Origin of the sequence: Corynebacterium sp. HMSC08A12 (genome assembly GCF_001807485.1) — a bacterium.
GTDB lineage: Bacteria > Actinomycetota > Actinomycetes > Mycobacteriales > Mycobacteriaceae > Corynebacterium > Corynebacterium evansiae.
On the sequence record NZ_KV789168.1, the window covers coordinates 238,745 to 253,711 of the forward strand.

A 14,967-nucleotide genomic window follows, 5' to 3' on the forward strand; every position below is an offset into this window, starting at 1 on the left:
AAGAAGGCAACCAAGAAAACCGCGAAGAAGACTACCGCGAAGCGCGGCACCAAGGCGGCAAAGGCGGCTGAGGAGGTCCTCGAGGAGGACGTAGCTGCAGCCGGCACCGCCGCTACTTCGGCCAAGCAGCAGGATGCGCCGGATAGCGTAGAAGAACGGGACGACTTCGACGATGACGAGGACGCAGACGCTCCGGATGAACTCGATGCGCTCGAGGACATGGATGAGGACGAAGACCTCGACGACCTGGAGGATCTCGACGATCTCGAGGACGATGACGACGACCTCGACGATGATGACGAGGACGACGAAGACTCCGAGGATTCCGACGAGGAAGACGACAAGAAGGACGGCAGCTTCGTCTGGGATGAGGACGAATCCGCAGCGCTGCGCCAGGCTCGAAAGGATGCCGAGCTCACGGCTTCCGCGGACTCGGTGCGTGCGTACCTGAAGCAGATCGGCAAGGTCGCGCTGCTGAACGCGGAGCAAGAGGTCTCCCTGGCCAAGCGCATCGAGGCCGGCCTGTACGCCGCTTATCGTCTGCAGGAGATCAAGGAGTCGGGCGAGAAGCTCTCCCCGATGCACCGTCGCGACCTGCGCGAAATCGACCGCGACGGGCGCCGCGCTAAGAACCACTTGCTGGAGGCCAACCTGCGCCTCGTGGTGTCCCTGGCCAAGCGTTACACCGGCCGCGGTATGGCGTTCCTGGATCTGATCCAGGAGGGCAACTTGGGTCTTATCCGCGCAGTCGAGAAGTTCGACTACGTGAAGGGCTACAAGTTCTCCACGTACGCCACCTGGTGGATTCGCCAGGCGATCACCCGCGCCATGGCCGACCAGGCCCGCACCATCCGTATCCCGGTGCACATGGTCGAGGTCATCAACAAGCTGGGCCGCATTCAGCGCGAGCTGCTGCAGGACCTGGGTCGCGAGCCCACTCCGGAGGAGCTGGCGCGCGAGATGGACATCACCGTGGACAAGGTGCTGGAGATCCAGCAGTACGCCCGCGAGCCGATTTCCCTGGACCAGACCATCGGCGACGAGGGCGATTCCCAGCTGGGCGACTTCATCGAGGACTCGGAGGCCGTCGTGGCCGTCGACGCGGTCTCGTTCACCCTGCTGCAGGATCAGCTGCAGGATGTGCTGCACACACTGTCCGAGCGCGAGGCCGGCGTGGTGAAGCTGCGCTTCGGCCTGACCGACGGCATGCCGCGCACTTTAGACGAAATCGGCCAGGTTTACGGGGTTACCCGCGAGCGCATCCGCCAGATCGAGTCGAAGACGATGTCCAAGCTGCGCCACCCGTCGCGGTCCCAGGTGCTGCGCGACTACCTGGACTAGTTCTGGACTAGTTCTGCACTAGTTCTGGTTGTTCTTCACGCAGTCGGAGAACTCCGTGCCACGCAGATCCTCGCAACCCTCCATGCTCTTCATGGCCACCTGGGTGAAGAAGATCGCGATAGCCATGGCCAATACCCCCAGCACCAGTCCGATAATCGCGTAACTGCGCTGCGTGCCCCGGCGGTTCGCGATGACCACCGATGCGATTCCCACCAGGATCGCCACCGCTGCCACCACGATGCCGATCAGGGGGAACATCGCCGCCGGGATAGACAGGATACCCACGATCAGGGCGGCCAGGCTCAGCCCGCTGACCTTGCGCGGCGCGATCTTCTGGAGTTCGACCTCCTGCGCGTTGGACTTATCCAGATCGATGTAGTCTTCTCGAGCCATCGTGCCGTTTCCTTCCCTCCGGGATCGCTTGCCTCTAGGCATCCGGCGATACACCGCCGTTGCTTGCCGCGGTGTATCTTACCCCACTTTCCCGGTGTCCCCCTTATCCATCCTCACCAGTCTCTTAGGTAAGCGATGCGGTCGCGTAGCTGCTGTGCCGTGCACAGCGCCGTGGACGGCCCGCCGCAGTTTCTCCGCGCATCGTTGTGAATCTGCCCATGCGGTTTGCCGGTGCGGGCGGACTTCATAGACACCAGGGCGTTCAACTCCTTGCGCAGGGCCGGGAGTTCCTCGCTGGCCACGCGCTTATTGCGCAAGTCCGCGCCACTGCCCTCTTCGGCCGGCCTCTGCTTCTCCTGCTTGCGGCGCTCTTCCTCTTCCTTCGCCCGCGCGTCCAACTGCTCGGCTTGGCGCTGACGCAGCAACGTACGCATCTGTTCGGCGTCCAGAAGACCGGGTAGGCCAAGGTATGCCTGCTCCTCCTCCGACCCGCTCAAGGTGGCCGTGCCGTAGGTCGAACCGTCGTAGATGAGACTGTCGAGCTCGGCCTCGGCGCCGACGGACTCGTAGCCTTTGTCCTCTTCCGGCTCGTTTTGCTCCTGGTTGGCTTGTTGTAGGAGTTGGTCGTCCCAGCCTTCGTTCTGTCGGTGGGGCTTGCCGAGCACGTGGTTGCGCTGCTGCTCCATCTTGGAGGCTAACTCGAGGAGTACGGACACACTGGGGAGGAAGATTGACGCCGACTCCCCCGGCCGCCTGGAGCGCACGAAACGGCCGATGGCCTGAGCGAAGAACAGTGGTGTGGAAGAGGATGTGGCGTACACGCCCACGGCCAAGCGCGGCACGTCCACGCCCTCGGAGACCATTCGCACGGCCACCATCCACTCGTCGGTGCTGGCGGAGAACTCCTTGATGCGTTCGGAAGCCCCCGCCTCGTCGGAGAGCACCACCGTCACCGGGGTGTTGCTGATCCGCTCCAGAATCCGCGCGTAGGCGCGCGCCGTGGTCTTGTCGGTGGCGATCACCAGGCCACCCGCGTCGGGAATGGTCTCGCGCAGCTGCTGCAGGCGCGTCTGCGCGGCATTGAGTACGGCGGGGATCCAGTCGCCCTTGGGGTCCAGCGCGGTGCGCCACGCCCGCGCGGTCTGCTCTGCGTTCAGCGGCTCGCCCAGGCGTGCCTCAAACTCCTCGCCGGCGGAGTTGCGCCAGCGTGCCTGGCCGGAATAGGCCAGGAACACCACCGGGCGGACGACTCCGTCCTTCAGCGCATCCGCGTAGCCGTAGGTGTAGTCGGCGGAGGACACGAGTGCGCCGTCGGCGCCCTCCACGGCTTCGTAGCGCACAAAGGGGATCTGGGAATCGTCGGAGCGGAAGGGCGTACCCGTCAGCGCGAGGCGGCGTTCCACGTGCTCGTAGGCCATGCGCACGCCGTCTCCCCAGCTCTTTGCGTCGCCGGCGTGGTGGATCTCGTCCAGGATCACCAGCGCCTTCTTGGCGGTGGCTACCTGGTAGTGCTTCGTAGGCTTCATGCCCACCTGGGCATAGGTCACGCACACGCCGTCGTAGGCGTTGTTGAACGGCGAGGAGTTGGTGAACTCGGAGTCAAGCGCGATTCCCCGCTCCGCGGCGGACTGCGCCCACTGCACCTTCAGGTGTTCGGTGGGCACCACGATAACCAGCCGGTCCACTGCACGGGTATCCAGTAGCAACCGTGCAATCGTCAGGGCGAAGGTCGTCTTACCCGCACCCGGGGTCGCCACGGCCAGGAAGTCCTTCGGGCTGGCCTCGACGTACTTGTTCAGTGCCTCCTGCTGCCATAGGCGGAGGTGCTTCACTTCTTGCGCAGCCCCTTGTAGATCTGCTCGCAATCCGGGCAGACAGGCGATCCCGGCTTGGCCTGCTTGCGCACAGGGAAGGTCTCGCCGCACAGAGCCACGACCAGCTTGCCCATCACGGCGGATTCGACGATCTGGTCCTTCTTCACGTAGTGGAAGAACTTCGGTACATCGTCATCCGTCGTCGTATCCGTGTTGACTTCGGGGCGCTCAATCGTTGTCGTACTTGGGTTACTCACAGTTCACCATCATGCCCCTGAATCTGCTTGTTTTCCAGCTGCGTACTAGCGTTAGGTCTATGGCTGATGCACGAAAAAGGAAAACGGGAGGTGAATCCCGGACCAAGCGAGCTTCACAGGTGGAAATTATCACCGATGCCAAGAGTTCGCGTTTGCAGGGATGGCACCACCGTCGCAGGCTTTACGCCGTGCTGCAGCTTCTGCGCATTCCCATCCTCGCCCTCGCCGCGTTGGTGATGTTGCTCACCCATAACGCCGCCCTCGCGGTGTGCGTGGCGGCGGTAAGCCTGCCTCTGCCCTGGATCGCCGTGCTGCTAGCCAACGAATCCGGCCAGGTGGACGAGACCACGAACAAGGTCTACAAGCCTGCCCTCGTCCGTGAGCAGCGTCGTGCCCAGCGCGCTGCTCTTGCCGGGGAGACTTCCCGCCCCATGCTGGAATCCAACTCCTCGCACCCGGAGATCATCGAGTACAACCCCGATCAGTCCTCTTCCTAACGCCGATCTAGCGCCCAACTAGCACTGACTCATCAAGGAACTTCAATGCCCGACTTTCCCCTGTGCACGCCCGGTAAAGCCACTGAACAGCTGGTTCGCACCCTAGTCGAGCGAGGATACGGCTCTGTGTTGATCTTGGAGGCGCTCGGCGTGGAGGGAGTGGCCGCCGCCCAATCGGGTTCGCCCGCGGCCGCCACATGGCACCTGTCGCGGCGCGGGTCCGCGGCCGCCCAGCTCGTCGCTGCTGTCTATTTACGACGCCCCCAGCCTGCCGCCTTCTTCCGGGATCTCATCGGGGCCGAGGTGACCTCCGGCTTGGTGGCGGAGAATGCGCTGATCCCCGTGGAGCAGCAATCCGCGCAAGACGCAGATGACAGTGCAGAATTGCTACGCCTGAACCTGGACATCCGGCCTGTCCACCACCCGGCTCACGGTGACACGGAGGTGCAGGTGCTGTCGGATCCGGACGCTTCCTTGGAAGAGCGCGTTCCCGGCCCGGGCCACGTTCCCGGAGTCGGCAACGCTCCCCTGTCACTGCTCAACTCCATCCCCCAGCTGCCTGCAGATGCAAGGGTGCTGGATCTCGGCACGGGCTCCGGCGTACTCGCATTGGTGCTGGCCGCCAACGCCGGAGCCGAGCCGCCAAAAATTTTTGGCAGCGACATCCACGCCCGCGCCCTGGATTACGCCCGCGTGGCCGCCGCTGCACAAGGCCTGGAATCACCGCTGGTCAACTGGGTGCAGGGCTCCTGGTTCGAGCCCTTTAGTGCTCAGTCCACCAACGCTGGCGCCTTCGACGTCATCGTCGCCAACCCTCCCTTCGTCATCGGCCCTTCCGTGGATCTGGATGCGGAAGAAGGGCACGTGTACCGCGACTCCGGCCTGCCACTCGACGCAGCCAGCAAGCTAGTGGTCGAACAATCAGTTCAGCACCTGGCGCCGGGAGGCCACGCGCACCTGCTGATCGGCTGGGCGCTCGGCGAGGAAGGCAGCAATGCTGCCAGCTCCGCCGCCGAACGGATCCTCGGCTGGCTGCCCGACGAGGGCGCCCGCGCCTGGGTTTTGCAGCGCGACGAGGTGGACGTTGCCACTTACGTGACCACCTGGCTGCGCGATGAAAGCATCGATCCCCGGAGCACCGCGGGCCAACTACGCACCACGGAATGGCTGGACTTCTTCGCCCGCCACCAGATCACCCGCATCGGCCTGGGCTGGATCCACATTGAAAAGTTCGAGGGCGCCACCGAGCTGACCGTCGAGTCGCTCGACCATGCGCTACCGGCCGGGGCGTACCTCGGCCTGGAGGCCGCCCAGTGGTTCGCTCGCTGCCGGTGGATCGACCAGCTGGAGGTTCCCGGCCGCTCCGCTGCCACAGCGGTGGCGGAGAGCCGCTACCGGCTGGGACGGGGCGTCATACTAGAAAAAACAGCGAGCGCCACCGACCAGGGGTTCGGCGACGAGAGCGCGCGACTAACCCGCATCGACGGCCCGGGCTGGTCGCACGAGGTCGACGGTGTGCTGGCAACGATTCTGGCAGGGCTCAGCTGGGAGGGGCTAAACCTGCGCGACGTGGCCGAGTTCTATCACGCGGTGCACGGCGACGAGCTGGGGATCAGCGCCGAGGAGCTGGTGGATCAACTGGTGCCGATCGCGGTGGACCTAGTGCGGCACGGAATGATCGTGCCGGAAGATTTGCGTGATCTGTACTAGAGGCAACCTCTAGAACCTGGATGCTCTAGAACCCGGAAAAATTTTTTGGAAGGAAGGCAGAACAACGGTGAAAGCAGTAGTGAGCACAGTCAGCAGTGCAGAGGTGACCGTGGACGGCGAGGTCGTCGGATCGGTACAAGGCCCTGCATTGCTGGCCCTCGTCGGCATCGGCGTGGCCGACATTGCAGACGAGAGCGTGGCAGAGGCGGCTGTGGAAAAGATGGCGCGGAAGATCGCCGAACTGCGCTTACTGCCCGCTGCTGGCGAGCCGTGGGATAGCCCGCGCAATCACTCGGTTGAGGAAGTGGGCGGGCAGATTCTACTGGTCAGTCAGTTCACGCTCATGGGCGAGACAAAGAAGGGGCGGCGACCTTCCTGGGCGAACGCGGCACCGGGCGAGGCCGCGCAACCGGTGTTCGACCGCATCGCCGAACTACTGCGCCAGCGGGGAATAGTTGTAGAAACAGGCCGATTCGGAGCCATGATGAAGGTCTCTAGCGTAAACGAGGGGCCGTTCACCGTGCTGGTAGAAACGTAGACCGGCCCGCACCGACCCGCATTTCGCCAGTTAGAAGGGCATATTGGCGACCGCATCTGCGGCGAAACGCGACGCTAAACCCTATTGCGGGGGTAAGCACGGTTCCCTCCTAGGGGGTGGGTGGGGAACAATTCATCGAAGATGTCCGTTAACCCCTTAGAGCTTCGGCACAAAACGAGAAAAATCTTGAAGAGCTTGAGCGCTATCGAGCCACGGGAGGCACACCAGCACTATGAAAAACTCCATGATTGATGACGAGTACAACGGCATCAACAGCGGTAAGGGCAACGGCGGTTCGGCCGACGATAGCGATAAAAAGGAAGACAAGGGTCGGCGGCGCGGAAACAACGAGAACCCGTCGGCGGACTTGGTTCGCGTTTACCTCAACGGCATCGGCAAGACCGCGCTGCTGACCGCCGAGGACGAAGTCGAACTGTCGAAGCGGATCGAAGTAGGCCTGTACTCCGAGTACCTGCTGGCCAACGCCGAGAAGCTAACCCGCGCAAAGAAGCGCGACCTGAAGGTTCTCGCCCGCGAGGGCAAGGCAGCCCGCAGCCACCTGCTGGAGGCAAACCTGCGCCTGGTCGTCTCCCTAGCGAAGCGCTACACCGGCCGCGGAATGCCGCTGCTGGATCTCATCCAGGAGGGCAACCTGGGCCTGATCCGCGCGATGGAAAAGTTCGACTACACCAAGGGCTTTAAGTTCTCCACCTACGCGACCTGGTGGATTCGCCAGGCCATCACCCGTGGCATGGCCGACCAGTCCCGCACCATCCGCCTTCCCGTCCACCTCGTCGAGCAGGTCAACAAGCTGTCCCGCATCAAGCGGGAGATGTACCAGCAGCTGGGCCGCGAAGCCACGAACGAAGAGCTGTCGGAGGAGTCCGGCATCGAGGAGTCCAAGATCGAGATGCTGCTGAAGCAGTCCCGAGATCCGGTGAGCCTGGACATGCCAGTCGGCAGCGACGAGGAAGCCCCGCTGGGCGACTTCATCGAAGATTCCGAGGCGACTGACGCGGAAACCGCCGTGGTTGCTTCCCTGCGCCACTCCGATGTGCGCGCAGTCCTGGGCACCTTGGAGGAGCGCGAGCAGGACGTGATCAAGCTACGCTACGGCCTGGATGACGGGATGCCCCGCACGCTGGACCAGATCGGCCGTCGCTTCGGGCTGTCCCGCGAGCGCGTCCGCCAGATCGAACGCGAGGTCATGGCGAAGCTGCGCGAAGGCGACCGGGCGGACAAGCTGCGCGAGTACGCGGTTTAACCCCGCTGTAGAACCAGTACCTACACTTCTGCCCCGCTCCCAATGTGGACGGGGCTATAATCGTGAGAAGTCAACAAGCACAGAAAGGGCGTAGCGCACGTGAGGGATCTCGTCGATACCACTGAGATGTATCTCCGAACGATTTACGAGTTGGAAGAAGAGGGCATCCCACCGCTACGCGCCCGTATCGCCGAGAGGCTCGACCAGTCCGGTCCGACCGTGAGCCAGACCGTCGCCCGCATGGAGCGCGACGAACTTCTGACCGTCGAGAAGGATCGCTCCCTAAAGCTCAGCGCGCAGGGGCGCGCACTGGCCACCGCCGTGATGCGAAAGCACCGCTTGGCAGAGCGCCTGCTTACTGATGTGATCGGCCTGCCGTGGGAAAAGGTGCACGACGAGGCTTGCCGTTGGGAACACGTCATGGGCGACGAGGTCGAGGTCCAACTGGTAAAGGTGCTCAGCGAATACGCCACCTCTCCTTTCGGCAACCCGATCCCGGGGCTGGACGAGCTGGTGGAGGGCATCCCGGAGGCCGAGCGCGCGGAGATGCTGGAGAAGGTTAACGCCCTGCAGGAGGGAACCTCGCAGCGCGCCTCCGACATTGAGCCGTCGGAGCCGATCCAGGTGAAGATCCTCAGCATCAACGAAATCATCCAGGTCGAGTACAAGCTGATGGCTAAGTTCCATGCGCTTGACATGCGCCCGGGCAGCGTTGTGAGCCTGGTTGCCACCGAGGACGGCCTGGAGTTCAGCAACGACAACGGCGCCATGGTAATTCCGGAAGAACTCGGCCACGCCGTGCGAGTGGAGAAGGTTAGCTAATCAGTGCGGTAGCGTGGGGCATGTGAGTAGCATCGATCTTTCCTCTTCTGCCCTATCCCCTTCCTCCCACATTGTCGTCACCGGCGGTGCCGGATATGTCGGCAGCGTGTGTGCCAGCGTGCTGCTGGAACACGGCTTCCGCGTGACGGTCGTCGACGACCTGTCCACCGGCAACGACTACGCCGTGCCAGAGGGCGCTACCTTTGTTCAGGGTGACATCCGCGACGTCATTTCCGACGTCTTCGCAGCCGGTGACGTTGCCGCCGTGATGCACTTCGCCGCCCGCTCTTTGGTCGGCGAGTCGGTGGAAAAGCCGGACATCTACTGGCACCACAACGTGGGAACCAGCTTGTACCTGCTGGATCAGATGCGCGAGCACGGAGTGCAGAACCTCGTGTTCTCCTCCACCGCCGCTACCTACGGGGAACCCGAGCAGGTTCCGATTACAGAGGATATGCCCACCGCCCCCACCAACCCCTATGGCGCATCCAAGCTGGCGATCGACCACATGATCACCTCCTATGCCAACGCTTACGGGCTGGCCGCGACTTCCCTGCGCTACTTCAACGTCGCCGGCGCGTACGGCGACATTGGGGAAAACCACAAGGTAGAGACGCACCTGATTCCGCTGGTGCTGCAGGTAGCCCTCGGCCACCGGGAGCACATCTCCATCTTCGGCACCGACTACCCCACCGCTGACGGGACTGCGGTGCGCGATTACATTCACATTCGGGATTTGGCGGACGCACACCTGCTAGCCGCGGCCTCTAACGCTGCCGGCCAGCACCGCATCTTCAATCTCGGCTCCGGTGATGGTTTTAGCGTACGCCAGGTGATCGACACCTGCCGCGAGGTAACTGGCCACCCGATTCCGGCCGTGGAATCCCCGCGCCGTGCAGGCGACCCCGCCACCCTCATCGCCTCCTCCGCCAAGGCGAAGGCCGAGCTCGGTTGGAACCCGACCCGCTCCGACCTGCATACGATCATTTCGGATGCCTGGGCGTTTAGCGGACAACTGGGTGATAGGTTGCATTCCGCACAGCGTTAACCGCGTCCCAGTCCACGGTCTGCAGTAGGCGCTCGTATTCCCAGGCGAGATCAAGCCCGGCGTACTCCCGGACTGTGATGTAGCTGCGCTCCGGAACCCACCCGGCTCCTTCCGACTCGCCAGAATCGTCCGTATCGCCTTGGCTGCGCGGATCATCTAGATCCTCCGCCGCGTCCAGATCCATCTGCACATTCGCCATGACCGTACATGCCGCGCGCACGGCCTTGGACAGCAGCAGCTTGATCTTGCCCCTCTGGTGCGCGTCCAGCGCCGCGATCGCGATGTCCGCGGTGAACTCATCCAAGGCACTGAGCTGTGGCTGCATATCGGACTCATCGGCATCCTCCACGCCACGCAAAATGTCTTCCAGCGCTGCTTCGGGGTCGGCAGCCAGCGCAGCCGGATCGTCGGCGTGCTCCAACAGATCCAGCTTCGCGCACGCATCCTCGGTGTAGAGGTCCGCCTCGAGCTCCTCCAGCAGGCGCGTAAGCGTGTGGTAGGCCAGCACTCCTTCGTCGTTAGCCGACGCCACCAGTGCCAGAATCAACATCACCCGTCGTCGCACCGATCCCGTCGTCCGCCGCGCGGTACTTGCCAACATCTCCCGCAGGATGGCGCTGTTTACACCGAGCGACCATGCGATAACTACCGTGTGCAGAAATTCGTCGCAGCAGATCGCGGCGAGACTATCGATCAGGTACTCGTCTTCGCACTCCTCCTCCAGCACTCGCTGGCCTTCCGCCACGGCAGCCACCCCGACTAGTACCTGGATCAGGTCGACCGTCGTGGCTTCCCCGCGATCCTGCAACATCCAATCCGGTGCTGCGATGTTCGCGGGATCTAGCCAGCGTTCCATTTCCTCTCTGTCGCCCATGCGGCGCGCACCACTGAGTGCGCTGATGTCCGCCAGCTCGTTGGTTTCCACGCTGGCGACAGTGCCCGTCTCCCCGTCTAGGACATCTGTCCACGGTTTCCCCGTGGCAATCTGCGAGACCTCCAGCGCCGACTGAACTTCCACACATCCGTCCTGGAGCTGCTTGATGGCGGAGGCTACACAGGCACGCAGGCGGTCATCCATGTCGCCGATGGTGAGGATGATGGCCTCTGCCGCTGGGGCGTCACAAAGAATATTGATGAGACCGCGAGCCGCTTCGGTCACGGCTGCGGGGATAAGGTCGCAGCGTAGGACGGGGCCGATGCGGAAACGGCGGTGGTTCTCTGGCAGCGGGGCGGGGCCGGTAGTGCCGGTGTTGATCGGTTCGGTGGGTTCGGTGGAGGCGACGAGGCCGATGATGACCATCGAATCGACGGGCGGGAAGCCCAACAGCGACGGAATGGCCGCAATGAGCTTTCCTTTGTCGGCCCCGAGGTGGACCGAGGGAGCTGGCATCGCGGAGGCGGCGGGCGCGGGAATAGATTGTGCGTTCTGATCGTTGTGTTCTGGTGAGTTGCTCATACCGCAGATACTCGCCGAGAAAAATTTTTGACGCGGCCGCGGAGGCCGCTGGACTAGGCGTTGCCCCAGGGACCTGTGGATAACTCAAAACTGTGAATACAGCTTTCTAGCTGTTCGAAATACGCGCCGTCTCGGGCTAGGTTGTCCGAACTGCCTGATAGGCTTGGCAGACAGTGCTTGGTTGGACAAGGGTTCCGCCGGAAGGGAGAGCGAAACTATGAATGGTCGCCACGAGCGCAAGGCCGCGGGTCGGATGTACGAGATGGAATACCCGGCTCCGATCCAGTTCGACCGCCCCTCCATTGCGGACGCTACCGCGGGGCTTGGCGGCGCTGAGGACGGCGCCGAAGAGCTACCGATGCTGGTCGCGCTGCAGGGCTATGCCGACGCGGGACAGGCCGTTTCCAGCGCCAGCTCCCACCTGCTAGCCGCCCTGGAACACAGCCCAGTGGCCTCGTTCAAGGTAGACGAGCTGATCGATTACCGCTCCCGCCGGCCCGGTGTGACCATCGATAACTCCAAGGTTGTGGATAGCGACGATGTGCGCCTGGACCTGCACCTTGTGAAGGACACGCAGGGTCGCCCATTCCTGCTGCTCAGTGGACTCGAGCCGGATCTGAAGTGGGGCGCGTTTAGCGATGCCGTGGTGGACCTGGCCCGGCGTGGCCAAGTAGGCATGGTTGCCTCCCTATACTCAGCGCCGATGACGGTGCCGCACACCAGGCCGCTGGTGATCTCCGCGCACGCTTCGGATTCCTCGCTGATCCAGGACTTCCACACCTGGGACTCCCGGATGATCGTCCCGGGCGCGGCCGCGCTGGAGACGGAGAAGAAGCTGAACCGCCACGGATTCGAGACGATCGGGCTGACCGCCCACGTACCGCACTACATTGCGGCCTCGGACTACCCGGAGGCGACGCTGCGCCTACTGCAGGCCTTCGGGGAAGTCGCGGACCGCGACCTGCCGCTGAAGGCGCTGGAGAAGGAACTGGAGCGGGTGCAGCACCAGCTGCAGGACCAGGTGGAGGACTCCCAGGAGATCGCCACGGTCGTCAGCGCCCTCGAGCACCAATACGACGCAGAGATGGAACGCATGCGTCGCAAGCGAGAGAACAACCTGCTGAAGCCGGGCCAGGACATCCCAACCGGCGAAGAGCTGGGCGCGGAGTTCGAGGCGTTCCTGCAGAACATGTCCGACGAGAACCGCGCTGACTCCGACGAGCAAGAGGATAACTAGAAAACAGTGGGTATTGCCGCCGAACTAGCAGAACTACTTCCGGACCTGGACGAGGTTCCAGAGTCGCTAATCGACGACGCAATTCTGGAATCCTTCCTCGGCTGGACGCGCGACCGCGGCATTAGCCTCTACCCCGCCCAAGAGGAGGCGGCCACCGCGCTGGTCGCCCAAGACAACGTCATTCTGGCCACCCCCACCGGCTCGGGCAAGTCCATGGTCGCCATCGCCGCGCACTTTATCGCCATGGCACGCAAGCAGCGCAGCTTCTACACCGCGCCGATCAAGGCCCTGGTGAGCGAGAAGTTCTTCGACCTTTGCCAAACCTTCGGCCCGGAAAACGTCGGGATGATGACTGGTGACGCCACAGTGAATGGTGGGGCACCGATCATCTGCGCCACCGCCGAAATCGTTGCCAACATTGCCCTGCGCGATGGTGCGAAGGCGAAGATCGACCAGGTAGTGATGGACGAGTTTCACTACTACTCCGAGCCGGATCGCGGCTGGGCCTGGCAGGTTCCGCTGCTGGAACTCCCCAATGCGCAGTTTCTTTTGATGAGCGCCACCCTGGGCGATACGAAGTGGCTGGAGGATGACCTCACTGAGCGCACGGGCCGGCAGACCACCCTGGTGACGGGCACCACCCGGCCCGTGCCACTGGACTTTCACTACGTCTACACCCCCGTCCACGAGACGGTGGAAGAGCTGATCAGCGACGGCAAGTCGCCGATCTACATAGTCCACTTCACCCAACGCGAGGCCATCGAGCGTGCCCAGGCCCTGACCAGCATGAAGCTGGTGAACGACGAGGCAAAGGCCGCCATCGCCGAGGAGATCGGCGACTTCCGCTTCACCTCCGCCTTCGGCAAGACCCTTTCCCGCCTGCTGCGCAAGGGCATCGGCGTGCACCACGCGGGTCTGCTGCCGAAGTATCGTCGCTTGGTCGAGCGGCTATCCCAGAAGGGCTTGCTGAAGATCATCTGCGGCACCGACACCCTGGGCGTGGGCATCAACGTGCCGATCCGCACCGTACTGATGACGGGGCTTACGAAGTACGACGGGGTGAAGCACCGCGTGCTGAAGTCCCGGGAGTTCCACCAGATCGCTGGACGTGCGGGCCGAGCGGGCTACGACACGGAAGGCACCGTCGTGGTCCAAGCCCCGGAACACGAGATCGAAAACTTCCGCCTCCGTCAGCGCGCGGGAAGCGACCCGAAGAAAATCAAGAAGCTGCGCAAGCGTTCGGCGCCGGAAGGCCAGGCGACCTGGAGCGAGTCGACCTACGAGCGGCTCACCCACGCGGAGCCGGAGGAGCTGACCAGCCAATTCCGCATGAGCAACTCGATGCTGCTGAACGTGGTCGCCCGCGACCAGTGGACCTTTGAGTCGCTCAAGCACCTGTTGCGCACCAACCATGACACGCGATCGAAGCAGAACAAGGCCATCCTGCGAACGATCGAGCTGTATCGCGGGCTTATCAACGCCGACGTTGTCGAGGAGTATGCGGCCGATACGCCCAGCGGCAAGGATGCACGCCTGACCGCGGACTTAAGCCGCGACTTCGCGCTGAACCAGCCGCTCTCCCCCTTCGCTTTGGCCGCCCTGGAGCTGCTGGATCCGGAGTCCGAAACCTTCGCCCTGGACGTCATCTCGACGTTTGAGGCCGTGCTAGAGGATCCCCGACAAGTGCTTATAGCCCAGCAGAAAGCGGAGCGGGGTGAGGAGATCGCGGCGCTAAAGGCAGAGGGCGTCGATTACACCGAACGCATGGCCATCGTCGAAGACATCACCTGGCCCATGCCGCTGGCCGACGAGCTAGACCAGGCATACGACACCTTCTGCGAGGGAAACCCGTGGGCCCGGGACTTCCAGATCAGCCCGAAATCCATCGTGCGTGACATGGTGGAAAAGGCCATGACCTTCTCCGACTTCGTGTCCACCTACGGGCTCGGCCGCTCCGAGGGCGTGGTGCTGCGCTACCTGACGGACGCTTACCGCACGCTGGAGCACTCGGTGCCGGAGAGCTACCGCTCCGAGGAGTTTGACGACATCCTCGTGTGGCTGGGCGAACTGATCCGCCAGGTCGATTCCTCCCTCATCGACGAGTGGGTGCAGATGGCCGACCCGGATGCCCCGCTGACCGAGGATCAGGTCGCCGAGCACGCCTATGGGGTGGAGGATACGAACCTGCTGTCCGCCAACCCGCAGGCTCTGACCCGCATGGTGCGCAACTACTTCTTCCGCCACGTGGAGCTCTTCGCCTTCGAAAAAGAGCGCGAGCTTGCGGAGATGGACGAATACCTGGACTCGCCGCCGGACTGGCCCGCCGCGATGGACGACTACTTCGACGAGTATGCGGATGTTGGTGTGGACGCCGCCGCGCGGTCAAATAAGAACATCCTCATCAAGCGAGGCACCGGCTCCGAGGCCGGAAGCTGGTTCGTCCGTCAGATCATCGACGATCCGGAAGGCGACCACGGCTGGGCGCTGGAAGGTGTGGTGGACCTCGCCGCGACGGACGAGGCCGGTGAGATCCGCCTGTCGGAGCTCACGATCGTGCAGGGATAGCCCGCAGGTTTAACCCCGGGCTAAC

General features: G+C 63.4%; 13 protein-coding genes. 9 read left to right on the forward strand and 4 right to left on the reverse strand.

Annotated elements, in window-relative coordinates:
* Positions 1 to 1,341 (forward strand): RNA polymerase sigma factor (locus HMPREF3166_RS10175; RefSeq protein WP_246816910.1); only part of this gene is annotated, 1,341 nt, incomplete at its 5' end.
* Between the two features lie 18 nt (positions 1,342 to 1,359).
* Here the strand turns inward: HMPREF3166_RS10175 and HMPREF3166_RS03040 are convergent.
* The 3 genes from HMPREF3166_RS03040 to HMPREF3166_RS03050 form a co-directional block, all read right to left on the reverse strand.
* A complete protein-coding gene (locus tag HMPREF3166_RS03040) occupies positions 1,360 to 1,734 on the reverse strand; it encodes a DUF308 domain-containing protein (protein ID WP_049050497.1) in 375 nt (124 codons plus the stop codon).
* 113 nt (positions 1,735 to 1,847) lie between these two features.
* A complete protein-coding gene (locus tag HMPREF3166_RS03045) occupies positions 1,848 to 3,566 on the reverse strand; it encodes a DEAD/DEAH box helicase (RefSeq protein WP_035003754.1) in 1,719 nt (572 codons plus the stop codon).
* On the reverse strand, positions 3,563 to 3,805 hold the full coding sequence (locus tag HMPREF3166_RS03050; RefSeq protein ID WP_005295046.1) for a DUF3039 domain-containing protein: 243 nt from the start codon (positions 3,803 to 3,805) through the stop codon (positions 3,563 to 3,565). The genes HMPREF3166_RS03045 and HMPREF3166_RS03050 overlap by 4 nt, the downstream gene beginning before the upstream one ends.
* A 59-nt stretch (positions 3,806 to 3,864) precedes the next feature.
* On the opposite strand from HMPREF3166_RS03050, the gene HMPREF3166_RS10295 reads away from it, so the two are divergent.
* The 6 genes from HMPREF3166_RS10295 (at position 3,865) to galE (ending at position 9,684) form a co-directional block, all read left to right on the forward strand.
* Entirely contained in the window at positions 3,865 to 4,302 is a 438-nt protein-coding gene (locus HMPREF3166_RS10295; protein ID WP_237746254.1) for a DUF3099 domain-containing protein, read from the forward strand.
* 45 nt (positions 4,303 to 4,347) lie between these two features.
* Entirely contained in the window at positions 4,348 to 6,012 is a 1,665-nt protein-coding gene (locus HMPREF3166_RS03060) for a N5-glutamine methyltransferase family protein (RefSeq protein ID WP_246816912.1), read from the forward strand.
* A gap of 67 nt (positions 6,013 to 6,079) precedes the next feature.
* Entirely contained in the window at positions 6,080 to 6,550 is a 471-nt protein-coding gene (dtd, locus tag HMPREF3166_RS03065; RefSeq protein WP_035003752.1) for a D-aminoacyl-tRNA deacylase, read from the forward strand.
* 232 nt (positions 6,551 to 6,782) lie between these two features.
* Positions 6,783 to 7,814 carry a sigma-70 family RNA polymerase sigma factor gene (locus HMPREF3166_RS03070; RefSeq protein ID WP_035003751.1) on the forward strand — a complete coding sequence of 344 codons (1,032 nt, stop codon included), beginning with the start codon at positions 6,783 to 6,785 and terminating at the stop codon, positions 7,812 to 7,814.
* Positions 7,815 to 7,913: 99 nt separating this feature from the next.
* Positions 7,914 to 8,636: a metal-dependent transcriptional regulator gene (locus HMPREF3166_RS03075; RefSeq protein ID WP_035003749.1), complete on the forward strand. Its 723-nt coding sequence runs from the start codon at positions 7,914 to 7,916 to the stop codon at positions 8,634 to 8,636.
* 13 nt (positions 8,637 to 8,649) lie between these two features.
* Positions 8,650 to 9,684, forward strand: a complete 1,035-nt coding sequence (gene galE, locus HMPREF3166_RS03080; protein ID WP_192816638.1) for a UDP-glucose 4-epimerase GalE — start codon at positions 8,650 to 8,652, stop codon at positions 9,682 to 9,684.
* On the opposite strand, the gene HMPREF3166_RS03085 is transcribed toward galE, so the two are convergent.
* Positions 9,641 to 11,140 carry a DUF4192 domain-containing protein gene (locus tag HMPREF3166_RS03085; RefSeq protein ID WP_246816913.1) on the reverse strand — a complete coding sequence of 500 codons (1,500 nt, stop codon included), beginning with the start codon at positions 11,138 to 11,140 and terminating at the stop codon, positions 9,641 to 9,643. The two genes, galE and HMPREF3166_RS03085, sit on opposite strands and share 44 nt — an antisense overlap.
* Positions 11,141 to 11,357: 217 nt before the next feature.
* Between HMPREF3166_RS03085 and HMPREF3166_RS03090 the strand changes: the two genes are divergently transcribed.
* Both HMPREF3166_RS03090 and HMPREF3166_RS03095 read left to right on the forward strand, forming a co-directional pair.
* Positions 11,358 to 12,377, forward strand: a complete 1,020-nt coding sequence (locus HMPREF3166_RS03090; RefSeq protein ID WP_070487600.1) for a PAC2 family protein — start codon at positions 11,358 to 11,360, stop codon at positions 12,375 to 12,377.
* 6 nt (positions 12,378 to 12,383) lie between these two features.
* Entirely contained in the window at positions 12,384 to 14,942 is a 2,559-nt protein-coding gene (locus tag HMPREF3166_RS03095) for a DEAD/DEAH box helicase (protein WP_035003742.1), read from the forward strand.
* The last annotated feature ends 25 nt before the right edge of the window (positions 14,943 to 14,967 follow it).